At 68.8% G+C, this 21,551-nt stretch carries 23 protein-coding genes; 5 read left to right on the top strand and 18 right to left on the bottom strand.

Going from position 1 to position 21,551, the window contains the following annotated elements:
* Positions 1 to 35: 35 nt before the first annotated feature.
* Both AB0B89_RS11335 and AB0B89_RS11330 read right to left on the bottom strand, forming a co-directional pair.
* Positions 36 to 266 carry an ATP/GTP-binding protein gene (locus AB0B89_RS11335; protein ID WP_358551115.1) on the bottom strand — a complete coding sequence of 77 codons (231 nt, stop codon included), beginning with the start codon at positions 264 to 266 and terminating at the stop codon, positions 36 to 38.
* Between the two features lie 129 nt (positions 267 to 395).
* On the bottom strand, positions 396 to 1,877 hold the full coding sequence (locus AB0B89_RS11330) for a 3-hydroxybutyryl-CoA dehydrogenase (protein ID WP_358551113.1): 1,482 nt from the start codon (positions 1,875 to 1,877) through the stop codon (positions 396 to 398).
* Positions 1,878 to 2,013: 136 nt separating this feature from the next.
* Here AB0B89_RS11330 and nucS point away from each other — a divergent pair, with 136 nt between their 5' ends.
* The 4 genes from nucS (at position 2,014) to AB0B89_RS11310 (ending at position 6,913) form a co-directional block, all read left to right on the top strand.
* A complete protein-coding gene (nucS, locus tag AB0B89_RS11325) occupies positions 2,014 to 2,673 on the top strand; it encodes an endonuclease NucS (protein WP_358551111.1) in 660 nt (219 codons plus the stop codon).
* Positions 2,674 to 3,262: 589 nt separating this feature from the next.
* A complete protein-coding gene (locus AB0B89_RS11320) occupies positions 3,263 to 4,555 on the top strand; it encodes a glycosyltransferase family 4 protein (RefSeq protein WP_358551109.1) in 1,293 nt (430 codons plus the stop codon).
* 181 nt (positions 4,556 to 4,736) lie between these two features.
* Positions 4,737 to 6,224, top strand: a complete 1,488-nt coding sequence (locus tag AB0B89_RS11315) for an aldehyde dehydrogenase family protein (RefSeq protein ID WP_358551107.1) — start codon at positions 4,737 to 4,739, stop codon at positions 6,222 to 6,224.
* A gap of 80 nt (positions 6,225 to 6,304) precedes the next feature.
* On the top strand, positions 6,305 to 6,913 hold the full coding sequence (locus tag AB0B89_RS11310) for a TetR/AcrR family transcriptional regulator (protein ID WP_358551105.1): 609 nt from the start codon (positions 6,305 to 6,307) through the stop codon (positions 6,911 to 6,913).
* 68 nt (positions 6,914 to 6,981) lie between these two features.
* Here AB0B89_RS11310 and AB0B89_RS11305 read toward each other — a convergent pair whose 3' ends face one another.
* Complete coding sequence (locus tag AB0B89_RS11305) at positions 6,982 to 7,302, bottom strand: STAS domain-containing protein (RefSeq protein WP_358551103.1); 321 nt, start codon at positions 7,300 to 7,302, stop codon at positions 6,982 to 6,984.
* A 128-nt stretch (positions 7,303 to 7,430) separates the two neighbouring features.
* Between AB0B89_RS11305 and AB0B89_RS11300 the strand changes: the two genes are divergently transcribed.
* Positions 7,431 to 8,021 (top strand): cob(I)yrinic acid a,c-diamide adenosyltransferase, encoded by a 591-nt coding sequence (locus AB0B89_RS11300; protein ID WP_358551102.1) that lies wholly within the window; start codon positions 7,431 to 7,433, stop codon positions 8,019 to 8,021.
* Positions 8,022 to 8,037: 16 nt separating this feature from the next.
* Here the strand turns inward: AB0B89_RS11300 and AB0B89_RS11295 are convergent, their stop codons facing one another.
* From AB0B89_RS11295 to AB0B89_RS11225, 15 genes are all read right to left on the bottom strand, one after another.
* Positions 8,038 to 8,424 (bottom strand): DUF2550 domain-containing protein, encoded by a 387-nt coding sequence (locus AB0B89_RS11295; protein WP_358551100.1) that lies wholly within the window; start codon positions 8,422 to 8,424, stop codon positions 8,038 to 8,040.
* Positions 8,425 to 8,455: 31 nt separating this feature from the next.
* On the bottom strand, positions 8,456 to 8,857 hold the full coding sequence (locus tag AB0B89_RS11290) for a F0F1 ATP synthase subunit epsilon (RefSeq protein ID WP_358551098.1): 402 nt from the start codon (positions 8,855 to 8,857) through the stop codon (positions 8,456 to 8,458).
* 52 nt (positions 8,858 to 8,909) lie between these two features.
* Positions 8,910 to 10,337, bottom strand: a complete 1,428-nt coding sequence (gene atpD / locus AB0B89_RS11285) for a F0F1 ATP synthase subunit beta (protein WP_358551096.1) — start codon at positions 10,335 to 10,337, stop codon at positions 8,910 to 8,912.
* Between the two features lie 9 nt (positions 10,338 to 10,346).
* Positions 10,347 to 11,249, bottom strand: a complete 903-nt coding sequence (locus AB0B89_RS11280; RefSeq protein ID WP_358551094.1) for a F0F1 ATP synthase subunit gamma — start codon at positions 11,247 to 11,249, stop codon at positions 10,347 to 10,349.
* 3 nt (positions 11,250 to 11,252) lie between these two features.
* Positions 11,253 to 12,902 carry a F0F1 ATP synthase subunit alpha gene (gene atpA / locus AB0B89_RS11275; protein WP_358551092.1) on the bottom strand — a complete coding sequence of 550 codons (1,650 nt, stop codon included), beginning with the start codon at positions 12,900 to 12,902 and terminating at the stop codon, positions 11,253 to 11,255.
* 40 nt (positions 12,903 to 12,942) lie between these two features.
* A complete protein-coding gene (locus tag AB0B89_RS11270; RefSeq protein ID WP_358551090.1) occupies positions 12,943 to 13,752 on the bottom strand; it encodes a F0F1 ATP synthase subunit delta in 810 nt (269 codons plus the stop codon).
* The gene (locus AB0B89_RS11265; RefSeq protein WP_358551088.1) at positions 13,752 to 14,300 is read right to left on the bottom strand and encodes a F0F1 ATP synthase subunit B; all 549 of its coding nucleotides are present in this window, start codon (positions 14,298 to 14,300) and stop codon (positions 13,752 to 13,754) included. Before AB0B89_RS11265 ends, AB0B89_RS11270 begins: the two co-directional genes overlap by 1 nt.
* A gap of 31 nt (positions 14,301 to 14,331) precedes the next feature.
* Positions 14,332 to 14,565, bottom strand: coding sequence for an ATP synthase F0 subunit C (gene atpE / locus AB0B89_RS11260; RefSeq protein WP_248964339.1), 234 nt, complete (start codon positions 14,563 to 14,565; stop codon positions 14,332 to 14,334).
* 67 nt (positions 14,566 to 14,632) lie between these two features.
* Positions 14,633 to 15,424 (bottom strand): F0F1 ATP synthase subunit A, encoded by a 792-nt coding sequence (atpB, locus tag AB0B89_RS11255; protein WP_358551086.1) that lies wholly within the window; start codon positions 15,422 to 15,424, stop codon positions 14,633 to 14,635.
* 58 nt (positions 15,425 to 15,482) lie between these two features.
* Positions 15,483 to 15,695: an AtpZ/AtpI family protein gene (locus AB0B89_RS11250; protein ID WP_358551084.1), complete on the bottom strand. Its 213-nt coding sequence runs from the start codon at positions 15,693 to 15,695 to the stop codon at positions 15,483 to 15,485.
* 78 nt (positions 15,696 to 15,773) lie between these two features.
* Positions 15,774 to 16,196 carry a hypothetical protein gene (locus AB0B89_RS11245; protein WP_358551082.1) on the bottom strand — a complete coding sequence of 141 codons (423 nt, stop codon included), beginning with the start codon at positions 16,194 to 16,196 and terminating at the stop codon, positions 15,774 to 15,776.
* Between the two features lie 206 nt (positions 16,197 to 16,402).
* Positions 16,403 to 17,644, bottom strand: a complete 1,242-nt coding sequence (locus AB0B89_RS11240) for an MraY family glycosyltransferase (protein WP_358551080.1) — start codon at positions 17,642 to 17,644, stop codon at positions 16,403 to 16,405.
* 60 nt (positions 17,645 to 17,704) lie between these two features.
* On the bottom strand, positions 17,705 to 18,991 hold the full coding sequence (gene glyA, locus AB0B89_RS11235) for a serine hydroxymethyltransferase (protein ID WP_358551078.1): 1,287 nt from the start codon (positions 18,989 to 18,991) through the stop codon (positions 17,705 to 17,707).
* Positions 18,992 to 19,129: 138 nt separating this feature from the next.
* Entirely contained in the window at positions 19,130 to 19,513 is a 384-nt protein-coding gene (locus AB0B89_RS11230; RefSeq protein ID WP_358551076.1) for a hypothetical protein, read from the bottom strand.
* Between the two features lie 16 nt (positions 19,514 to 19,529).
* Positions 19,530 to 21,083, bottom strand: coding sequence for a hypothetical protein (locus AB0B89_RS11225; protein ID WP_358551074.1), 1,554 nt, complete (start codon positions 21,081 to 21,083; stop codon positions 19,530 to 19,532).
* Positions 21,084 to 21,551: the final 468 nt, after the last annotated feature.

Below are 21,551 nucleotides of genomic sequence, written 5' to 3'. Positions count from 1 at the left end.
GGTCCGTCGTCCGTTCCCCGCATGGCGTGGGCCGTTCAGTAGCGCGAGCGGCCGGGGCCCCGGTCGACGCGCTTGCTCCAGCAGGCGGTGTGCCAGTGGCGCCGCTCGCCCTCGCCTCCGGTCCAGTTGGGCCAGCTGACGACGTGCGGCAGGCCCGGCCGGATCTCGTGGTCGCAGCCAGGGCATCTGTAGACCTTGTCCGCGCCCGCGCCCGAGACCCTGCGGACCTTCCACTCGCCGTCCGGCCAGTCCTCTACCCGTTCCATCCCGCGAAGAACGCCGTCCAGCGGGCGAGCGGGATCGCCGCCGCGCCGGCCCTTGCCTGAAGGGTCGGCACGGCGGGCGCGGCGGGGACTCATAACGTCACAAACGTCGATGTCGGAGGTGTTCTTCCGTCACCGGCCCCGGATACTCGTCACCCCGGCGGTCACCAGGCGGTCGAGCAGCGGAGCGGGCGCGAAGGAGGGCTCGCGGTACTCGGCGTAGAGGGCGCGCAGGCCGTCGCGCACGGTGGAGAGCCCGATGGCGTCCAGCGTCTCGAACGGCCCAGCGGGATAGCCGCAGCCGAGCCTCATCGCGGTGTCGATGTCGTCGATGGAGGCGTAGCCGGAGTCGTACATGCGCACGGCGTCGTTGAGATAGGGATACAGCAGCGCGTCGACCACGAACCCGGCACGGTCCGCGCACGGCACCGGGGTCAGCCCGAGCACCCTGACGAGGTCGTGGGCGGCCAGGGCCACGTCGGGCGAGGTGAGCGCCGTCGACACAAGCTCGGCCACGTCGCCGCCCACAAGGTGAAGCCCGACCAGGCGCTCGGGGTGGGCGAGCCGCACGGCGTGCTCGATCACCGGGGTGCGGGACAGCGCGATCACCACGTCGGCGTCCTGCGCCTCCCCCGGCTTGAACCCGGCGGTGGTCAGCCTGGCCGACAGCTCCTCCGCGCCCTCGCCCATGACGCAGACCGACGTCACGCCCATCTTGGACGCGAACTCGGAGGCGGTGCCCGCCCGCGCGCCCGGCCGCTCGTAGTCGTGGAAGCCCCGCCCTGTCTTGCGCCCGAGCAGCCCGGCGGTGACCAGTTCCCGCAGGATTGGGGCCGGGGCGTGCACGCGGTCGCGGCTCTCCTGGAAGAGCACCTCGCAGACCTCGTGGGAGGTGTCCAGGCCGATCAGGTCGAGCAGCGTGAACGGGCCCATGGGAAGGCCGGCGCCCAGCTTCATCGCGGTGTCGATGTCGTCCTGAGTCGCCACGCGGCGCTCCAGCAGCGTCGCGGCGTGGTTGAGGTAGCCGAGCAGCAGCCGGTTGACCACGAACCCGGCCCTGTCGCCCACGGTCACCGGGGTCTTGCCGAGGCGCCGGGCGAGCGCGGCGATGTCGTCCGCAAGGCCGTCCTCGGTGACGACCGTGTGGACGACCTCGACGAGCTTCATCACGGGGGCGGGGTTGAAGAAGTGCATGCCGATGACACGGCCGGGTCGGGAGGTCGTGGCCGCGATCGCGGTGACCGAAAGCGACGAGGTGTTCGTCGCGAGCACCGCGCCGGGCCCGCAGATGCGGTCGAGGTCGGTGAAAAGGGCGCGCTTGAAGTCCATGACCTCGGGAATCGCCTCGATCACCAGGTCGGCGCCGGCCAGGTCGTCCAGAGAGCCGGTGAAGGTCACCCGGCCGACGATCGCGTCGCGCTCGTCCTCGGTCAGCTTGCCCCGGCTCACCGCCCTGTCGGTGGACCTGCGGATGTGCCCGCGTCCGCGCTCCAGCGCCGCGGCGTCGACCTCCACGCCGATCACGCTCACCCCCGCGCGGGCGAACACCTCGGCGATCCCGGCACCCATGGTGCCGAGCCCGACGACTCCGACGGTCTCAAACGCGCGCGCCATCCTGCCCTCCCTGTCCGTTGTCGGCCAGTCTCCCAGAGGGCTCGCCGTCATCCCAAAACGCCCCCGGACGACCACCCGCGCGCGGCCCGTCGAAGACCGCCCGGCCCCACCGGGGCGGGCGGTAGGGTTGGCGGTCATGCGGCTGGTCATCGCGCGATGCAGCGTGGATTACGTGGGACGACTGACGGCGCACCTCCCGATGGCGCCCCGGCTGATCCTCATCAAGGCGGACGGTTCGGTCTCCATTCATGCGGACGACCGGGCCTTCAAGCCGCTCAACTGGATGAACCCGCCGTGCAAGGTCCGTGAGGAAGAGGGCACCTGGACCGTCACGCATGGCAAGACGGGCGAGAAGCTCATCCTGACGATGGAGGAGATCCTCCACGACTCGTCCCACGAGCTGGGCGTCGACCCCGGGCTCCAGAAGGACGGCGTCGAGGCCCACCTGCAGGAGCTGCTGGCCGAGCACATCCACACCCTCGGCGACGGCTGGAGCCTGATCCGCAGGGAGTACCCCACGGCGATCGGCCCGGTCGACATCCTCTGCCGCGACCAGTTCGGCGGCACCGTCGCCATCGAGATCAAGCGGCGGGGCGACATCGACGGGGTCGAGCAGCTCACGCGCTACCTGGAGCTCCTCAACCGCGACACGCTGCTCGCGCCCGTCAAGGGCGTCTTCGCCGCCCAGGAGATCAGGCCGCAGGCCCGGGTGCTCGCCACCGACCGCGGCATCGGATGCGTGACCCTCGACTACGACGCCCTGCGCGGCATCGAGCGCACCGACACGCTCTTCTGACCGGTTCCGGCGGTTTCGGCGGCGCTGAGCCCGCGGAACCCCTCGCCCCACAGGAAACCGTTTCTCCGCGATGACGGATTTATGGTCATGCCATAATCCGCGGGCGGCGACTTCTCGTACCGCATGGCACGCATGCGAACCTTCAGGTCGAGTCGTTTCAAACAGGCGACCGATCCTGGGAGGCGAGCAGCGCCGGCACGCCCCTGATCGCCTGGTCGAACGGCTCCCCGAGCGGACGGCGCGGGCTCTCGCCTGCGCTGACATCCAGATTCCGGGTGAGCCGCCGGACAGGGCGATCACGCGTCACGTCACGCTCGCGGAGATCGAGCCTGCCCGCCGACGCCCCGCCTGACTGGTAGTTGTCCGACTACTCGGCGAATTTGTGGAAATCGGGTGCAACGTTTCCGGTGCCGATGTCGTCTAGATCATTGCAAGCGGGGGTTGGTAAGGGGCGCTCTAACCGAATTCTTACCTGCCGAGGTGATGGGGCTCACTACTCTCACCTCGGATTAGGCATGCTCCCGGCGATACATGGCATATGACACACGAGGGGCATAACCATGACTTCACCAGGCAAGGAGCCTTTGGCGTGTTAGCAAGGGGACGGCAGGCCTTCGCCCGCGCGGCCCTGGGGCTGCTCGAATCGCTGAACAGGAGGAGGGCGCGCAGGGCACCGGTACGGAGTACGGGGACCATCCGGATCCTGCTGCTGCACGCCTACGGGATGGGTGGCACGATCCGCACCGTGCTGAACCTCGCCGCCTACCTGTCACGGGAGCGCGAGGTGGAGATCGTCAGTCTCATCCGCACGGCGAAGGATCCATTCTTCGACCTGCCTCCCGGCGTGAAGGTGTCCTTCCTGGACGACAGGACCGTGCCGCGCGGCCGGGTCGCGGAGTTCCTCTCCCGCCGCCCCAGCAGGCTGGTCCCGCAGGAGGAGAAGGCCTATCTCAGCATGAGCCTGCTGACCGATCTCAGGCTGGTCCGATTCCTCCGGTCCCTGCGAGGTGGCGTGGTCATCGGGACCCGTCCCGGGTTCAACCTCGTCATGAGCCTGTTCGCGCCGCCCGAGGTCCTCACCATCGGCCAGGAGCACGTCACCCTGGAATCCCACGGGCCCGGCCTCCAGGCCCAGATCAAGAGGCGGTACGGCAGGCTCGACGCGTTCACCACGCTCACCCAGGCTGATCTGAGGCAGTACGCCAAGATGCTGAGGTCCCATCCACCGGGACGCCTGCTGCGCATCCCCAACGCCATCCCCGACCTCGGGGGCGAGGTCTCACCGCTGGACGAGAAGGTCGTCGTCGGCATCGGCCGCATCGTCTGGGCCAAGGGGTTCGACCGGCTGGTCAACGCCTGGAAGACCGTGGCGGAGGCGCATCCCGACTGGGTGCTGCGCATCTACGGAGGGGGCACGCCCGAGCGTGAGGAGAAGCTCCAGACCCGCATCGACGACGCCGGGCTGTCGGGCAAGGTCTTCCTCATGGGCAGCACGCCCGAGATCGGCGTGGAGCTGGCCAAGTCGTCGATCTACGCCGTCAGCTCGCGCTACGAGGGGTTCGGCATGACGATCCTGGAGGCGATGAGCAAGGGTGTGCCGGTGGTCAGCTTCGACTGCCCGCACGGCCCGAAGGAGATCATCACCAACGGGTACGACGGCCTGCTCGTCCGCTCGAAGAAGGCCGCCGCGCTGGCCGGCGGAATCAACAGGCTGATCGAGGACGAGGAGCTCCGCCGCACGCTCGGCGCGAACGCCGTGGGCACCGCCGCGAAGTACGACCTCGACGTCATCGGCGCCGAGTGGACGGCCCTGCTGGCGGACCTCGACGAATCCGTGGCCCCGCCGGAGTCCCCCGACTGCTCCCTTGGCACCCCCGCGTAGCGTCCCTGTCCACCGAACGTTGGACAGGGGGGTCGGCCCCTCGGTGGGACCGCGCGGGGCTCGCCGAGAGATGGTTTGCCCCGCAACGATGGGGCTAGGGTGGCTCCAGATCCCCTGAACGGGGAACAGCGTGGTCCGGGAGCCCGGATCCGGGGAGCGAACGGCCCGAGAAGGAGACGCCATGTCAACGGCTACCGAGCAGCGCACCTTCGACTCCCTGAACCCGGCCTCCGGAGCCGTCGTGGGCACCCATCCCGTCCACGACGCCGAGGCCGTACGGGCGGCCGTGGACAGCGCCGCCGAAGCGGCCAGGTGGTGGGCGGGCCTCGGGTTCGAGCGGCGCAAGCGGCGGCTGCTGGACTTCAAGGCCGTCCTGACCCAGAACCTCACGCGCGTCGCCACGCTGATCCACGAGGAGACGGGCAAGCCGATCGGCGACGCCACCCTGGAGACGGTGCTCGCCATCACCCACCTCGACTGGGCGGCGCGCAACGCGCGCAAGGTCCTCGGCCCGCGCCGGGTCTCCTCCGGCCTGATCGGGGTCAACCTCGCCGCCACCCTGGAGTACCTCCCGCTGGGCGTCGTCGGCGTGATCGGGCCGTGGAACTACCCCCTGTTCACCCCGATGGGCTCGATCGCGTACGCGCTCGCGGCCGGGAACGCCGTGGTCTTCAAGCCCAGCGAGCTCACCCCCGGGGTCGGCGCGCTGCTGGCCGAGCTGTTCGCGCGGAGCGTCCCGGAGCGCAAGGTGTTCCAGGTGGTCACCGGTCTCGGGGAGACCGGTGCCGCACTCGCCGCGCACCCGGGCGTCCGTAAGATCGCCTTCACGGGCTCGACCGCCACGGCCAAGCGGGTGATGGCCGCCTGCGCGGCCAACCTCACGCCGATGGTGGCCGAGTGCGGCGGCAAGGACGCGCTGATCGTTGACGTGGACGCCGACCTCGCCGCCGCGGCCGACGCGGCCGTGTGGGGCGCGATGTCCAACGCCGGCCAGACCTGCGTGGGCGTCGAGCGCGTCTACGTGGTCGAGCGCGTCTACGACGACTTCCTGCGCGAGCTCACCGAGCGGGCGAGAGCCGTGCGCGGCGGGCAGGACTACGGGCCGATCACCATGCCCGCCCAGACCGACATCATCCGCCGCCACGTCGACGACGCCCTCGCCAAGGGCGCGAAGGCCGTCGTGGGGGGCGCGGAGTCCGTCCGGCCCCCGTACGTCGACCCTGTGGTGCTCACGGACGTCCCCGAGGACTCCAGCGCGGTGCGCGAGGAGACCTTCGGGCCGACGATCACCGTCAGGAAGGTGGCCACGGTCGAGGAGGCGCTGGAGAAGGCCAACGCCGTCGCCTACGGCCTCGGCGGCACCATCTTCTCGGGCGACACCCGCCGGGCCATGGAGCTCGCCCGCGCGATGCTCACGGGCATGACGGCGATCAACTCCGTCATCTCCTTCGCGGGCGTGCCCTCGCTGCCCTTCGGCGGTGTGGGCGAGTCGGGGTTCGGGCGCATCCACGGCGCGGACGGGTTGCGCGAGTTCGCCCGGCCGAAGGCGATCTCCAGGCAGCGTTTCGCCATACCGGGTATGAATCTGACGTCCTTCACCCGAAACCCCGCTGACCTGGACCGACTCGTGAAAATGGTCACCTTTCTCCACGGTCGGCGTAAGAGCTAGTTGTCCCGATACTTCCCCAAAAACGATCTTGCGTCCATAATGATGGGTTCCTACGGGGCCAGCAGGACGCGAGGTGTGCAGTGGCGACGGGACGCGACTACCGGGGAATGACCGCGGAGCAGCGATTAGCCGACCGCAGGGAGCGGTTGCTGACCGCCGCGTACACACTGTTCGCCGGCGCGGGGTTCACCGCGACCACGATCGAACGATTGTGCGCGGCCGCACGCATCTCGAACCGCGCCTTCTACGAATGTTTCACCGGGCGCGAGGACCTGATGCGGGCGGTCTACGAACGCTGCGTCGGCGAGACCCTCCTCGCGGTCGCCAAGGCCATCGGGGAGGCTCCTCCCGACGCCGACAGCCGGATCCAGGCGGGCATCCGCGAGTACATCGCCTTCGTCACCCGCGACCCCCGGCGCGCCCGGATCATGCACCTTGAGGTGCGGCGCGCCGGTGACATCCTCACCGTCCACCGGCAGCGCGCGGTGACCGGCTTCACCCAGATGATCGAAGAGACCCTGGGAGACCTGCCGGGCGGGTTGCCGGAAAGGACCCACCTTCTCGCCCTCGGGATGGTGGGCGCCATCCAGGAGCTTCTGATCGAGTGGGTCCTGGCCCCTACCACGCCGCCCCTGGACCACCTCGTCGAGACCGCCGTCCACATCTTCCGGCGCTCCTTCGGCGCCTGACCCTCCGGCGCGCCCATCTGGCCCCTGAGCGCCGATCAGGCCCCGTACAGGCCCCATACAGGCGCCGTTCAGGCGACGGCCGCGGCGGCCGGAAGCTCGACCGCGAGCACCCGGTGCAACCGGGTGACGGCCAGCAGCCGCATGACACGCGGGGGCACCGCCCGCAGGACGAGGCGGCGTTCCGCGCGTAGCGCGCGGCGGTGCGTGCCGACGAGCACGCCGAGCCCGGTGGCGTCGATCATCTCAAGGCCGGAGAGATCGACGATCATGTCACCGTCGCCCGAGTCGACCGCGTCGTGCAGGCGCGGACGCAACCTGGCGACCGTGCCCGCGTCGAGACGCGACCCGACGCTGACGACCTGGTGTCCCGGACCGCTCCGGCGTTGCATGCCGCCTCCTCTTGGCCGGCGACCATGACAGGCCGCCTCAGACCCTTGCCCACCCTTCCGCTACCTATGCCTCTTCAGGGACGAAACCGGGCGGAGGCCGTCTCAGGGCGGCCGTTACGCTGGGCGGCATGACGCGAGCTGACAACGACAAGCCGGTGGTGCTCTCCAAGATCTACACCCGCACCGGGGACGACGGCACCACGACGCTCGGCGACATGAGCCGCACGCGGAAGACCGATCCCCGGCTGGCCGCGTACGCCGACGTCGAGGAGGCGAACGCCGCCATCGGCGTGGCCATGGCGCTGGGCGGTCTCCCCACCGAGATCGCGGAGGTGCTGGCCCGGGTGCAGAACGAGCTGTTCGACGTCGGAGCCGACCTGTGTACGCCCGTGACGGAGAACCCGGAGTTCCCCCCGCTGCGGGTGGAGCCGTCCTACATCGAGTGGCTGGAGACGCAGTGCGACCGGTTCAACGCGGAGCTGACGCCGCTGCGCAGCTTCATCCTCCCCGGCGGCGCGCCAGGTCCGGCACTCCTGCACGTGGCCCGCACGATCGTACGGCGGGCCGAGCGCACCACGTGGTCGGCGCTGGAGGTCCATGACGACGTGAACCCGCTCACCGCGAAGTACCTCAACCGTCTGAGCGACCTGATGTTCATCATCTGCCGCACGGCCGCGAACGGCGAGGAGCTCCTCTGGAAGCCCGGCGGCACCCGGTAGGCGGCCCCTGGGGCCCCTACGCCGCGTCGAGGTGGGCGCTGGGCGGGGCGGACTCGACCCAGGCCAGGAAGCCGGTGAGGGCGTCCTCGCTCATCGCGAGCGAGACTCCCGCGCAGTCGACGGTCCAGTAGCCGGCGGGGCCCTCCTCGCCGACGAGGGGACGACGGGTGGAAACGGTGAGGCCGCGCCTCGCGATGGCGTGGCGCGGCCTCAGTCGCAGTCCGAGAAACGGGATCCAGTGGAGCTCTCCGCCCGCATAGCGGGCCACCCCACTCCTCCAGGCGCGGTCTCCCGTGCGGAGGCTACATACGACGTTCCCCCGCGATCGTGCGAGCACGAGCCCGCGGAGGAACAGGAGGACGGCGATCACCACAACGCTTATCAGAATGTCCAGCGCCGCCATCGTCGCCCCCCACTTTCATGTTCGCTGTCGGTCAGACCTCTTCGCCGGCGGCACGCAGCCTGGCCCTGGCGCGCTTGGCCTCGATCTGCGCGTCGGTGTCCTCACCGTCGGCGTCGACGGACGCGAGAGCACGCTGCAGCGCGTCACGAGCCGCGGCCACGTCGACCTCGGACCCGAGCTCGGCCGTCTCTGCCAGAACCGACACGTCGTTGTTGGCCACCGAGATGAACCCGCCGTGGACGGCGGCGACGATGTCGCCTCCCTCCGCGCGCTTCACGCGGAGGACACCGCCCTCTACGAGGACACCCAGCACGGGCGCATGATTCGGCATAATACCGATCTCGCCGTCCACGGTCTTGGCAATCACCATGTCGGCCTCGCCGGACCAGATCTCGCGTTCCGGCGACACGACGCCGATGCGGAGCTTTGCCATCACAAACCTTCCTCGAATGCCGGTACGGCCGGGCCGTACCGGCACCCAGTTGTCAGCGGGCCAGTTCCTTCGCCTTGGCGATGGCCTGGTCGATGCCGCCGACCATGAAGAACGCCTGCTCGGGCAGGTGGTCGTACTCGCCCTCGCACAGGCCCTTGAAGGAGCGGATGGTCTCCTCGACGGGCACGAACTCTCCCGGCTGGCCGGTGAACGCCTCGGCGGCGTACATCGGGTGGGAGAGGAAGCGCTCGATGCGGCGAGCACGCTGGACGACGACCTTGTCCTCTTCCGACAGCTCGTCGATGCCGAGGATCGCGATGATGTCCTGCAGCTCGCGGTACTTCTGCAGGATCCGCTTGGTCTCCTGGGCGACCCGGTAGTGCTCCTCGCCGACGATCTGCGGGTCGAGGATCCGGGAGCTGGAGTCGAGCGGGTCCACCGCGGGGTAGATGCCCTTCTCCGAGATCGGCCGCGACAGAACGGTCTGCGCGTCGAGGTGCGCGAACGCGTTGTGCGGGGCCGGGTCGGTGATGTCGTCCGCGGGGACGTAGATCGCCTGCATGGAGGTGATCGAGTGACCGCGGGTCGAGGTGATGCGCTCCTGGAGAACGCCCATCTCGTCGGCCAGGGTCGGCTGGTAACCCACCGCGGACGGCATGCGGCCGAGCAGCGTGGACACCTCGGAACCGGCCTGGGTGAAGCGGAAGATGTTGTCGATGAACAGGAGCACGTCCTGCTTCTCGACGTCACGGAAGTACTCCGCCATGGTCAGCGCGGAGAGGGCGACCCGCAGACGGGTGCCCGGGGGCTCGTCCATCTGGCCGAACACCAGGGCGGTGTCCTTGAGGACGTCCGCCTCCTCCATCTCCAGCCAGAGGTCGTTGCCCTCACGGGTGCGCTCGCCGACGCCGGCGAAAACCGACGTACCGGAGAACTTCAGCGCGACCCGGCGGATCATCTCCTGGATCAGAACGGTCTTGCCGACACCCGCGCCGCCGAACAGGCCGATCTTGCCACCCTTGACGTACGGGGTGAGCAGGTCGATGACCTTGATGCCGGTGGGCAGCATCTCGGTGCGCGACTCCAGCTGGTCGAACGCCGGAGAGGGACGGTGGATGCCCCAGCGCTCCGTGATCTGGAGCGAGGAGGTGGGGGTGTCCAGCGCCTCGCCGAGGGTGTTCCACACGTGGCCCTTGACGACGTCGCCGACGGGCACCGAGATGGGGCCGCCGGTGTCGCTCACGACGGCGCCGCGCACGAGGCCGTCGGTGGGCTGCATGGAGATGGCGCGGACCAGGTTGTCACCCAGGTGCTGGGCGACCTCCATGGTCAGCAGCTTGGTGTCCTCGCCGAGGGTGACCTCGGTGGTCAGGGCGTTGTAGATCTCGGGCATCGCCTCGACGGGGAACTCCACGTCGACGACGGGACCCGTGACGCGGGCCACACGACCTACGGCGGTCGCGACGGTCTCAACAGTCATTGTGGTTTCTCACTCTTTCCCCGCTGAGGCGTCGGCGAGCGCGTTGGCGCCACCGACGATCTCACTGATTTCCTGGGTGATCTCGGCCTGGCGAGCCTGGTTCATCTGCTGGGTGAAGGTGCTGATGAGCTCGTTGGCGTTGTCGGTCGCCGACTTCATCGCCCTGCGGCGGGAGGCGTGCTCCGAGGCGGCCGACTGGAGCAGCGCGTTGTAGATGCGCGACTCGATGTAGCGGGGAAGGAGCTGGTTCAGCACCTCACCCGCGGTCGGCTCGAACTCGTAGTACGGCAGCGGGCCCTCGGCCGGCTCCTCGGTGGTCTCCTCCACCTCGAGCGGCAGGATCCGCTTGACCTGCACCTCCTGCGTCAGCATCGAGACGAACTGGGTGTACACGACGTGGATCTCGTCGATCCCGTTCTCGTCCGCGAAGGCGCTGACCAGCGCGTCGCCGATCTCCTTGGCGTGGGCGTAGAGCGGGTTGTCGGAGAACCCCGACCACTCCCCGCTCATCTCCCTGCCGCGGAAGCGGTGCCATCCGATGCCCTTGCGGCCGACGACGAACGGCTTCATCTCCACGTTGCGGCCACGCAGGTGACCGGCCAGCGCCTCGGCCTCGCGCAGGATGTTGGCGTTGAAGCCTCCGGCGAAACCGCGGTCGCTGGTCACGATCAGCACGCCGGCCGTGGCCGGACGCTCCTTGGCGACCGTCAGCGGGTGGTCGACCTCCGCCGTGTTGCTGAGGACGGCCGACACCGCGCGAGTGATCTCGCGCTCGTACGGTACGGCCGCCTCCATGCGTTGCTGCGCCTTGATGATGCGGGACGAGGCGATGAGCTCCTGGGCGCGGGTGATCTTCGCCGTGGACTTGACCGACCTGATCCGCCGCCGCAGCAGTCTTAGCTGGGCACCCATGAGCTACTTCTTCTCGGTCTTGCGGACGTGCTTCACGATCTTCTCCTGGCCGACCTCGTCCGCCGTGAGCGCCTCGACCGGCTCGTCCTGGACCAGCAGCTCGCCGGACGACGTCTGGAACGTCTTCTTGAACTCCGTGATCGCGTCCTTGAGGGTCGTGACCGTGTCGTCGTTCAGGTCCTTGGTCTCGCGGATGCTGTCGAGGACGCCCTTGTACTGCGACGAGAGGTACTCAAGGAACTCGGCCTCGAAGCGGGCCACGTCCTCCAGCGGTACGTCGTCGAGCTCGCCGCTGGTGCCGGCCCAGACGGAGACGACTTCCTTCTCCACAGGGTACGGGGTGTACTGCGGCTGCTTGAGCAGCTCGACCAGGCGGGCGCCGCGCTCCAGCTGGGCGCGGGAGGCCGCGTCCAGGTCGGAGGCGAAGGCCGCGAAGGCCTCCAGGTCGCGGTACTGCGACAGCGACAGGCGCAGCGTGCCGGCGACCTTGCGCATCGCCTTGATCTGCGCAGAACCGCCGACTCGGGAGACCGAGACACCGACGTTGATCGCCGGACGGACACCCGCGTTGAACAGGTCGGTCTCCAGGAAGCACTGACCGTCGGTGATGGAGATGACGTTGGTCGGGATGAACGCCGAGACGTCGTTGCCCTTCGTCTCGATGATCGGAAGACCGGTCATCGATCCCGCGCCGAGGTCGTCGGAGAGCTTGGCGCAGCGCTCCAGCAGACGCGAGTGCAAGTAGAAGACGTCGCCGGGGAACGCCTCACGGCCCGGCGGACGGCGCAGCAGCAGGGACACGGCGCGGTAGGCGTCGGCCTGCTTGGTCAGGTCGTCGAAGACGATGAGAACGTGCTTGCCCTGGTACATCCAGTGCTGGCCGATGGCCGAACCGGTGTAGGGCGCGAGGTACTTGTAACCGGCCGGGTCCGAGGCGGGGGCGGCGACGATGGTGGTGTACTCCATCGCGCCCGCCTCCTCCAGGCGGGCCCTGACCTGCGCGATCGTGGAACCCTTCTGGCCGACCGCGACGTAGACGCAGCGAACCTGCTTCGACGGGTCGCCGGTGGCCCAGTTCTCGCGCTGGTTGAGGATCGTGTCCACGGCGATCGCGGTCTTGCCCGTACCGCGGTCACCGATGATCAGCTGGCGCTGGCCGCGGCCGATCGGCGTCATGGCGTCGATCGCCTTGAGGCCGGTCTGCAGCGGCTCCTTCACCGGCTGACGCTGGACGACCGAGGGCGCCTGGACTTCGAGGGGACGGCGCCCCTCGGCCTCGATGGTGCCCTTGCCGTCCAGGGGGTTGCCCAGCGGGTCGACCACGCGGCCGAGGAAGTTGTCCCCGACCGGCACGGACAGGACCTCGCCCGTCCGGCGGACCGACTGGCCCTCCTCGACACCGCTGAAGTCGCCGAGGACGACGACGCCGATCTCCCGGACGTCCAGGTTCAGCGCCAGACCGCGCGTACCGTCCTCGAACTCGAGCAGTTCGTTCGCCATCGCCGAGGGAAGGCCGGAGATGTGGGCGATGCCGTCGCCGGCGTCGACGACGGTCCCGATCTCCTCCCGCGCCCCGCCTTCCGGCTCGTACGCCTGAACGAACCGCTCAAGCGCGTCCCGGATCTCGTCCGGCCGGATCGTCAGCTCCGCCATCTCTTCTCAGTCTCCCTAATCATCGGCCGCCTCGACACTGCTAGCCGGCCAACCGGCGGCGGACATCTTCAATACGTCCTGCGATCGTGGTGTCGATCAACTCGTCGCCGAGCCTGACCGAGAATCCACCCAGCACCCGCGGATCCACCTCGGTGTTCAGGTGGATGTCACGACCGTACGTGGTGCGCAGCCAGGTCGCGAGACGCTCCCTCTGGCCGTCGCTCAGCGGAACCGCGCTCCGCACCACGGCGACAAGCTGTTGCCGCTGCTCCGCGACGAGCTGGATGTAGGTGTCCAGCCCTCGTTCCAAGCTACGTCCTCGCGGGTGCAGCGCGAGCTGGGTGATCAGTCGCAGCGAGGACGGCGCGACCCGGTCGCCGAGCAGGTCGGCGAGCAGTTGCCGCTTGGCCTCGCCCGGAACGGCCGGGTCGACCAGCGCCAGGCGCAGCGAGGGGTTCGCCTCGACGATGCGGCCGAACCGGAAAAGCTCGTCCTCCACGTCGTCGAGCCTGCCCTGGGACTCGGCCTCGGCGGCCGAGGCGATGACGCTGAGCCGCTCCAGCGCGTCCGAGAGGTCGGCTGACCTGGACCACTTGGCGGAGACGGCCGCGACGACCGTCTCCAGGGCGGCGTCACTGATCTTGCCGCCCAGCAGGGACCGCAGGACCTCGGCCTTCTGCTCCGCGGAACGGGCGGGGTCGGCGAGGTTGCGCCGGAGCCCGTGCTCACGGTCGAGCAGGACGGCGACGCCGTGCAGGTCCTCGGCCAGGCGGCCGAGGTCCGCCGTCGCGGCCACCGCGTTGAAACGCTCTTCGACGGCGCCGAACGAGGTGCGGCTCAGGCCCCTCATCAGCGCACCGCCGCCCCGCCCGCGGACTCGAGCTCCTCAAGGAACCGGTCCACGACACGGCTCTGCCGGGTCTCGTCTTCGAGCGACTCCCCGACGATGCGGCCGGCGAGCTCGGTCGCGAGGCGACCCAGTTCACCGCGCAGCTGGGCGAACGCCTGCTGGCGGTCGGCCTCGATCTGCGCGTGCGCCGCCTCGACCAGGCGCCGGGCCTCGGCCTGGGCCTCTTCACGGAGCTCGACCTTGATCTGCGCGGCCTGCTCACGAGCCTCTTCCCGCATGCGGGCGGCCTCGTGACGTGCCTCGTTCAGCTTGGCCTTGTACTCCTCCAGCGTGCGCTGGGCTTCGGCCTGGGCGTCCTCGGCCTTCTTGATGCCACCTTCGATGGCCTCGGTCCGCTCCTCCAGCGTCTTCTGGATGCGCGGGGTGAGGATCCTGCCGACGACGATGAAGACGACCAGGAACGCGAAGCCGCCGACGATGAGCTCGTAAGCATGCGGGATGAGCGGATTCTCCGCTTCCGCGGCGAGGAGCTTGGCTCCCAGAGTCATGGCTGCAGCCTTTCGTCAGGGGTTGTTCGCGTTACTTGATGCCCTGGAAAATGAACGGCGCGACCAGACCGATGAGGGCCAGCGCCTCGGTGAGGACGAAGCCCAGCAGCATGTTCTGGCGGATCAGGCCGTAGGCCTCGGGCTGGCGGGCGATCGCCTGCACGCCCTGACCGAAGATGATGCCGACGCCGATGCCGGGGCCGATGGCGGCGAGACCATAGCCGATGGCGGTGACGTTGCCGGAGACCTCAGCGAGAAGGCTCATTGTGATGCTTTCCTTTACTTGTCGGCCGGTGAAGATTCACCGGTCAGTACCAGGTCAGTGGAGAGACTCAGTGCTCGGGGTGCAGCGAGCCGCCGATGTACATCGCGGCCAGCATCGTGAAGAGGAACGCCTGCAGGAACTCGATGAAGATCTCGAACCCGGTCATGACGATGGTCATCACCACACCGAGGACGCCGACCGCGGCGCCGGTGACGGTCAACCTCTCGAAGAGGAACCAGAATCCGACCGCGCTGAAGAACGCCAGCAGCATGTGACCGGCGAACATGTTGGCGAAGAGTCGGACGGCGTGAGTGAACGGCGCGATGATCAGGTTCGAGAGGAACTCGATCGGAGCCAGCAGCAGGTAGATCGGCTTGGGCAGCCCCGGCGGGAACATCATGTTCTTGAAGTAGCCGACGAGCCCCTGGTGCTTGATCCCCAGGTAGATCTTGATCACGTAGATCGTGATCGCGAAGACGAACGGGAAAGCGATGTGCGACGCGATCGGAATCTGGACGAACGGCACGACACCGAAGACGTTGTAGAGGAGGATCAGGAAGAACAAAGAGAGCAGCAGCGGCATCCAGCGCTCGGCGTCCTTGCCCAGGAACGGGCGGGCCACCTGGTCGCGGACGAAGAGGTAACCGAGCTCACCCATGTTCTGCATGCCGCGAGGCACGAGCTTCGGCCTGGAGAAGGCGGCCCACCCGAGCGCGCAGACAATGAGCGCGCCGGCGACGGCGAGCAAGGCGGGCTTCGACGCCCATTCCGGGGCGCCTGGCCAGAGCGGGGGGAAGTTGAAGATCGAAGGCCCCGGGGCTTCGAACTCTCCGTCGGCGAGGACCGTCAGCGCGCTCACGCGGCGTTCCCTCCAAGATGGTGGATCAACAGAAGACTGCGGGATGTGGTCGGCGCGCTCAGCGGCCGTACTTCACATAGACCAGGTAGACGGCGAGCACGACCCCGAGGATGACGCCTATCGGGAAAAACGCGCCCACGCCGGTCCAACGGTCCAGCAACCAGCCGACACCGCCCCAGACCAGCATCCCGGCGATCAGTGTGCTCGGGACGGACCAGGCGGCATTGGCGAAGTCGCGGCCGTCTTCCTCGGGCTTGCGCTGCTCGCTCATCGCGGGCACGACGATAGCAGGCGGGCAGGGGACTAGTCATATCGGACCCCACACCGGCCCCGGGGAATCTTACGCTCATCATCGACCGCCCTGTCCGGGAACCTTGGCGTCGGGGTCGACGTACAGCATTTTGAGTTTCAGGAAGGCCCGCACCTCGCCGATCGTCCACACGATCGTGCAGATGACGACGCCCCATCCGAGGGCACGCGGCGTGAAGGCGGTGGCGTCGGCGAAGGAGCTCAGCAGCACCATCAGCAGGATGACCTTGACCAGGTAGCCCAGCACGGCGGCCAGCATCATCAGCTGCGGCGAGACCCGGCCCGCCCAGGTGACGGCCACGAGGCCGGCGGTGAAGAACGCGGCGACCACGACGACCCCGATCGCCGCTCCCAGCGCACCCTTGGTTCCGGCCATCAGCGCGGACACGACCACGACAACCAGCCCGACCGCAATGGTGGGTACAGCCGCGCTTTTGAGCGCGCGAACGTCGTTGGCCTGCATCGGTGCTCCAAGAAACAGTTGTCAAGCGAGCGATTGCTACCTTGCGAGGCGAGCCCTGCCCGCCCCTTGCTAGTGAAAGGTATCACAAGCTCAGGAATGGGTGCCTTTACCTGGGCTTTCGTGCAGGTAGACCGATGAATCGACGATCCGCCATCCCGGCTTGGGGGACCTGGTGGACCAACCGGTGATCAAGGGGAACGGCGGGATCAGCCCGCCGCCGCGGAGGCACGGGAACTGGTCGCCGCGCCGGGCACCGGGGGGTCGTCCGCGGCCGGGCCGGAATCGGGCGCGGGCCCCCGGCGACCCGAGGCGTGGGAGCCCCCGCCGCGGCCGCCCCGGCCTGAACGCCAGAGCGGCAGGCCCATCATCACCAGCACGACCAGCGCGAGCAGCACGACGACGGGGAAGACGATCAGCGGCACGCCGCCGACCGACAGGCCCACGACGGTCGCGGCGAACAGGAACGTCCACGCGTACATGATGAGGACGGTGCGCCGGTGGGAGTGGCCCACCTGCAGCAGCCGGTGGTGCAGGTGACCACGGTCGGGCGCGAAGGGCGACTTCCCGTACGAGGTGCGCCGCACCACCGCCATGATGAGGTCGGCCAGCGGGAGCACCATCACCGCAAGCGGAAGCAGGATCGGCAGGACGACGGGGAACCGGTTGATGTCGCCCGCGGCGCCGGTGTAGTCGACCGTGCCGGTCACCGTGACCACCGAGGTCGCGAGCACCAGGCCGATCAGCATCGCGCCCGTGTCGCCCATGAAGATCTTGGCGGGATGGAAGTTGTGCGGCAGGAATCCGAGGCACATCCCGATCAGGATGGCGGTGATGGCCGCCGTGACGCTGAGGCGGCCCTGGTCCATGCTGTCGGTGAGCGCGATGGTCCACGCGAACGTCGCCAGCGCGGCGATGCAGACGATGCCGGCCGCGAGGCCGTCGAGGCCGTCCACGAAGTTCACCGCGTTGATGGCGACGACGACGATCAGCATGGTGATGATCGTTTGCAGCGTGCTGTCGAGGCTGATCGTGTTGCCGTTGGGCAGGGGAACCCACAAAAGGGTGAGCTTGAACGCGACCAGCAGCCCGGCGGCGGCGATCTGCCCCCCGAGCTTGATGAAGGCGTCCATCCCCCACCAGTCGTCGAGGAAGCCGATCAGCACGATCACGCCGCCCGCGAGGGCCAGCGCGATGACGGTCTTGCCGTCGCCCATCCGGGAATCGGCCAGTTTCGGGCCGATGTGGTCGAGCCGGCTCGCGACGAACAGCCCTGCCAGCATGCCGGCGTACATCGCCAGGCCACCGAGGCGCGGGGTGCGGACCGTGTGCACGTCTCTCTCGCGGATCTCCGGCGCGGCGCCGATGCGCAGCGCGAAAACCCTGACCAGCGGGACCAGCAGATACGTGACCGCCGCTGCTACCAGCGCTATGAGAGTGTATTCGCGCACGAACCTAGTTTCCCGGATTGTCCGGTCAGTTGTGACCGGAAAACTGCACAGAACAGCACATTAACCGCGTGGATACGCTGGATGACCCCGGGTGAGCTGCGTCACCCGCTCGGCCACCGACGCTACCGCACCCTCGTCGCGCACGGCCTGAGCGACCATCGAGGCGATCTCCTTCATCTCCGTCACCCCCATGCCCTGCGTCGTCACGCACGGGGTGCCGACGCGGATGCCGGATGTCACCGTGGGCGGCTCGGGATCGTACGGGATCGCGTTGCGGTTGAGTGTGATCTTCGCACGGGCGCAGCTCCGCTCGGCCGCCGCACCCGTCACCCCGAAGCCGCGCAGGTCGATCAGCGCGAGATGGGTCTCGGTGCCGCCGGAGACCGGGCGCATGCCCTCGCCCGCGAGCGCGTCGGTCAGCGCGCGGGCGTTGGCGACGACCTGCTCGGCGTACGCGCGGAACGCGGGCCGCCCCGCCTCGCCGAAGGCCACCGCCTTGGCCGCTATGGCGTGCATCAGCGGGCCGCCCTGGACGAACGGGAACACCGCCCGGTCGATCTTTCCGGCCAGCTCCGCCGTGCACAGGATGCCGCCGCCCCTCGGCCCGCGCAGAGCCTTGTGCGTCGTGAACGTCACCACGTCGGCGTGCGGCACGGGCGAGGGGACGGCGCCCCCCGCCACCAGGCCGATCGTGTGCGCGGCGTCCACGAGCAGCCAGGCCCCCACCTCGTCGGCGATGCCGCGGAACACCGTGAAGTCGATGAGCCGCGGATAGGCCGTGGCGCCGCAGATGATCAGCTTGGGCTGGTGCAGGACCGCGAGCTCGCGGACCTCGTCGTAGTCGATGGTCTCGGTGTCGCGCCGCACCCCGTACGCCACGACGTCGAACCAGCGCCCGGAGAAGTTCACCTTGGAGCCGTGGGTCAGGTGGCCGCCGTGGGAGAGCTCCATCGCGAGCATGGTGTCGCCCGGCTGGAGCAGCGCCGCGTAGGCCGCCAGGTTGGCCGACGAGCCCGAATGGGGCTGGACATTGGCATGATCGGCCCCGAACAGCGCTTTCGCCCGGTCGATGGCGAGCTGCTCTGCGCGGTCGACCACCTCGCAGCCGCCGTAGTAACGACGACCGGGGTACCCCTCGGCGTACTTGTTGGTGAGCGTCGAGCCCAGCGCCGCGATCACGGCGGGCGAGGCGAAGTTCTCACTGGCGATCAGCTGGAGGCCGCCGCGCTGCCGCCCGAGCTCGTCGAGCAGAATCTGGGCGATCTCCGGATCTTCCCCCTGAAGCTCGGAGAAATCAGGCCCGTAGAAGTCATCAGCGCGCTCGTGGCCGCGTCCTTTAGCGTGCATGGCTCGCTCACCACTCCTTTCCCCCGCGCGGAAACGCGTGCGGTAAGGACCACCGATCTCCCCACTGTATGCCTCGTCATGCCAGGTCACCGCGCTTCTGAGGACTTCCGGGGGCTCCCAGGGCTCCCGGGGCGGTGATCAGCTGTAGGCGTGGGGAGCGGTGGACGCGGTCGGCACCCAGCGGGGGGTGTCCGCCGCCTGGTCGCTGATCGCGGTCAGCACGGCCTGGCGGTACATGCCGAGACGGTTGCGCCACTCGGTCATGTCCTGGACGTACCGCTCGGCGACCGGCGCGTCCCAGACGTCCCGGCTGCGGGCCATCTGGTACGCCTTGTCCAGCGAGGTGGTGAGCCCTTCGAGCAACGGCTGCGTCTGCTGCCAGAGGTCCACGAGCTTCTGGTACTCGGGGTTGAACCTCCAGTTGCTCGCCTGGCCGTCCGGGCTGAACGGGTCGGACGAGGACGACGCGGGCGGCGTCTCCCCGGGCTGGAGCGGCTTCGGCGCCGGCGGGTCGGCATACATCTCGGGCGGCCCTCCTCTACGAACCGGACGGCGATGTCACGTCGCCCGCGGCCTCGGACGACGAGCTCGAACCCCACCCGTCCGGCGGCGACTCGGACTCTTCCCGCCACCCGGCCGGCGAACCGGGACCATGCGACGGGAAGGCGCCGCCGACCTCGACGGAACCCGTCTCGACGTCCCCGCGGCCGCCGCTGTAAGCGCCGTTCCGGGCCGCCTCATCGCCGGGGGCGTAAACCCCTGACTGGACGTGCTGACCGGGCTGGACGGCGGCCTGAGGCGCCGCGAGGCCCTGCTCTGTCGCGTCTCCACCCGAATCCGGGGCGAGGGGGGCGGACGGCTTGGCCGAGCCGGACGGGTCGTCAGGCTGGATGTAGCCCACGGGCCCGTCCGCGTGTGGATGACCAGGCGCGGCCCCGTCGGGAGGGACGACCACCGGCTGTTCCAGCGGGGGGATCTTGTCCATGTTCTGGGTCAGCCAGTGGAGATGCTCCGCGCTGGGCGGCTTCATGGTGACCTCGACGACCCTCACACCGTCGACGTCGATCACCCGCGTGCGCTCCTGCGTGGTGTCGATGTCGTTGGGATTGTCAGCGTTCGGCGTATCCAGCTGCCCATCGGCCCCACCCGAAGGCACGACGTGCGACTGATCCCCCGTAGGAACCGAATCAGCCTTGGGCGCGGAATCACCGTTAGGAGCGGAGTCCCCCGTAGGCGCCTGATCAGCCTGCGGAACCGAATCTCCCGTAGGCGCCGGATCAGCCGGGGGTGCGGAATCAGCGTGAGGCGTCGAATCGCCCGTAGGCGCCGGATCAGCCTGGGGAGCAGGATCGGCCTTGGGGGCGGGGTCGGATTTTTCAGCCGTCGGGCTGGGGTCCGAGCCGTCGATCTTGTTAGCGTCCTGCTTGTCGGGCCTATCCGCCTGCGGGGCGTCCTGCCTGTCGGAATGCTCGGGCTTGGGCGTGTGGTCCGGCTTGCCGGCCTTCGGACTGGGGTCCGAGGTGTCGCCCTTGGGCGCCTCGTGCTTGTCCGGCTTGTCGGCCTTCGGGGACGGATCGGACTGGTCGGCCTTGGGAGACTCGTGCTTCTCGGGCTTTTCGGCCTGCGGAGACTCCACCTTGTGGGTCTTGTCCTGCCCGTCGGCCTTGGGAGCCGGGTCCTTTTCAGCCTTGGGAGTGTGATCCTTGTCGGCCTTCGGGGTGTCGTGCTTGTCTCTGTCGTTCTTGCTTGGGTCGCTCTTGTCAGCCTTGGGGGCGTCGTCCTTGTCGGACTTCGGGGTGTGGTCCTTGTCCGGCTTGTCGGCCTTGGGTGCCTGGCCCTTGTCGGACTTCGGGGCGTCTTGCTTGTGCGACCCGTCCTGGGTGTCGGAGGTGGGAGTGCCATCCTTGTTGGCCTTGTCAGACTTATCACCCTTTTCGGACTTGTCGTCCTTAGCCTTCGAGTCCTGCTTGTCAGGCGCGGTCGGCTTCATGCCCTTGGGGCCGGTCACCGGATCGTTCTGCTTTTCCTTCTTCTCCAGAAGGACGAGCCGGGCTCCGACATCCTTGACCAGCGTGTCTCCCGCGTCCGCCACCTGGGCGGGCCTGTGGGTCGCCGGGACCGAAAGACCGGCCGCGCTCGTCAGCTGGGTGATGCGGGACTCGACGGTGCGCATCTGCGTGCCCGCACGCCCGACCTCTGCCAACAGGTCACGGACCAGCTTCGGGTCCATTCCGTCCAGCTTGCCCATGGGCGTCTCCCGGTGCTCGTGGATCGCCGCTCCCCCTGGTCCGCGTCAGAGAGGGCTCTCGCCCGCTCGCAGCTATGCTCCCTCGCTCCAGCCCGTCGCTCAAGAGCACAGACGCACATCACGGTACTGAGACGTACCGCCTGTACGCCTCGACGATAGCCATACGGCATGAGTCACGAGGGAAGGGAGCGGCGCACGAGCCGTGGCCCAGGCGCCGCCACACGCGTCCCCGCGCAGCGTCAGCCGTCTTTCTTCGTGGCGTCCGCCGGGCCGAACTTTTCGGGCGTCCCCGAGTCGGCCGGGCCGGCTCGG

The organism is Sphaerisporangium sp. NPDC049002 (genome assembly GCF_040649355.1).
Taxonomy (GTDB): Bacteria; Actinomycetota; Actinomycetes; order Streptosporangiales; family Streptosporangiaceae; genus Sphaerisporangium.
The sequence above is the reverse complement of the archived record's forward strand: the minus strand, read 5'-3'. Positions and strand labels throughout refer to the sequence as shown.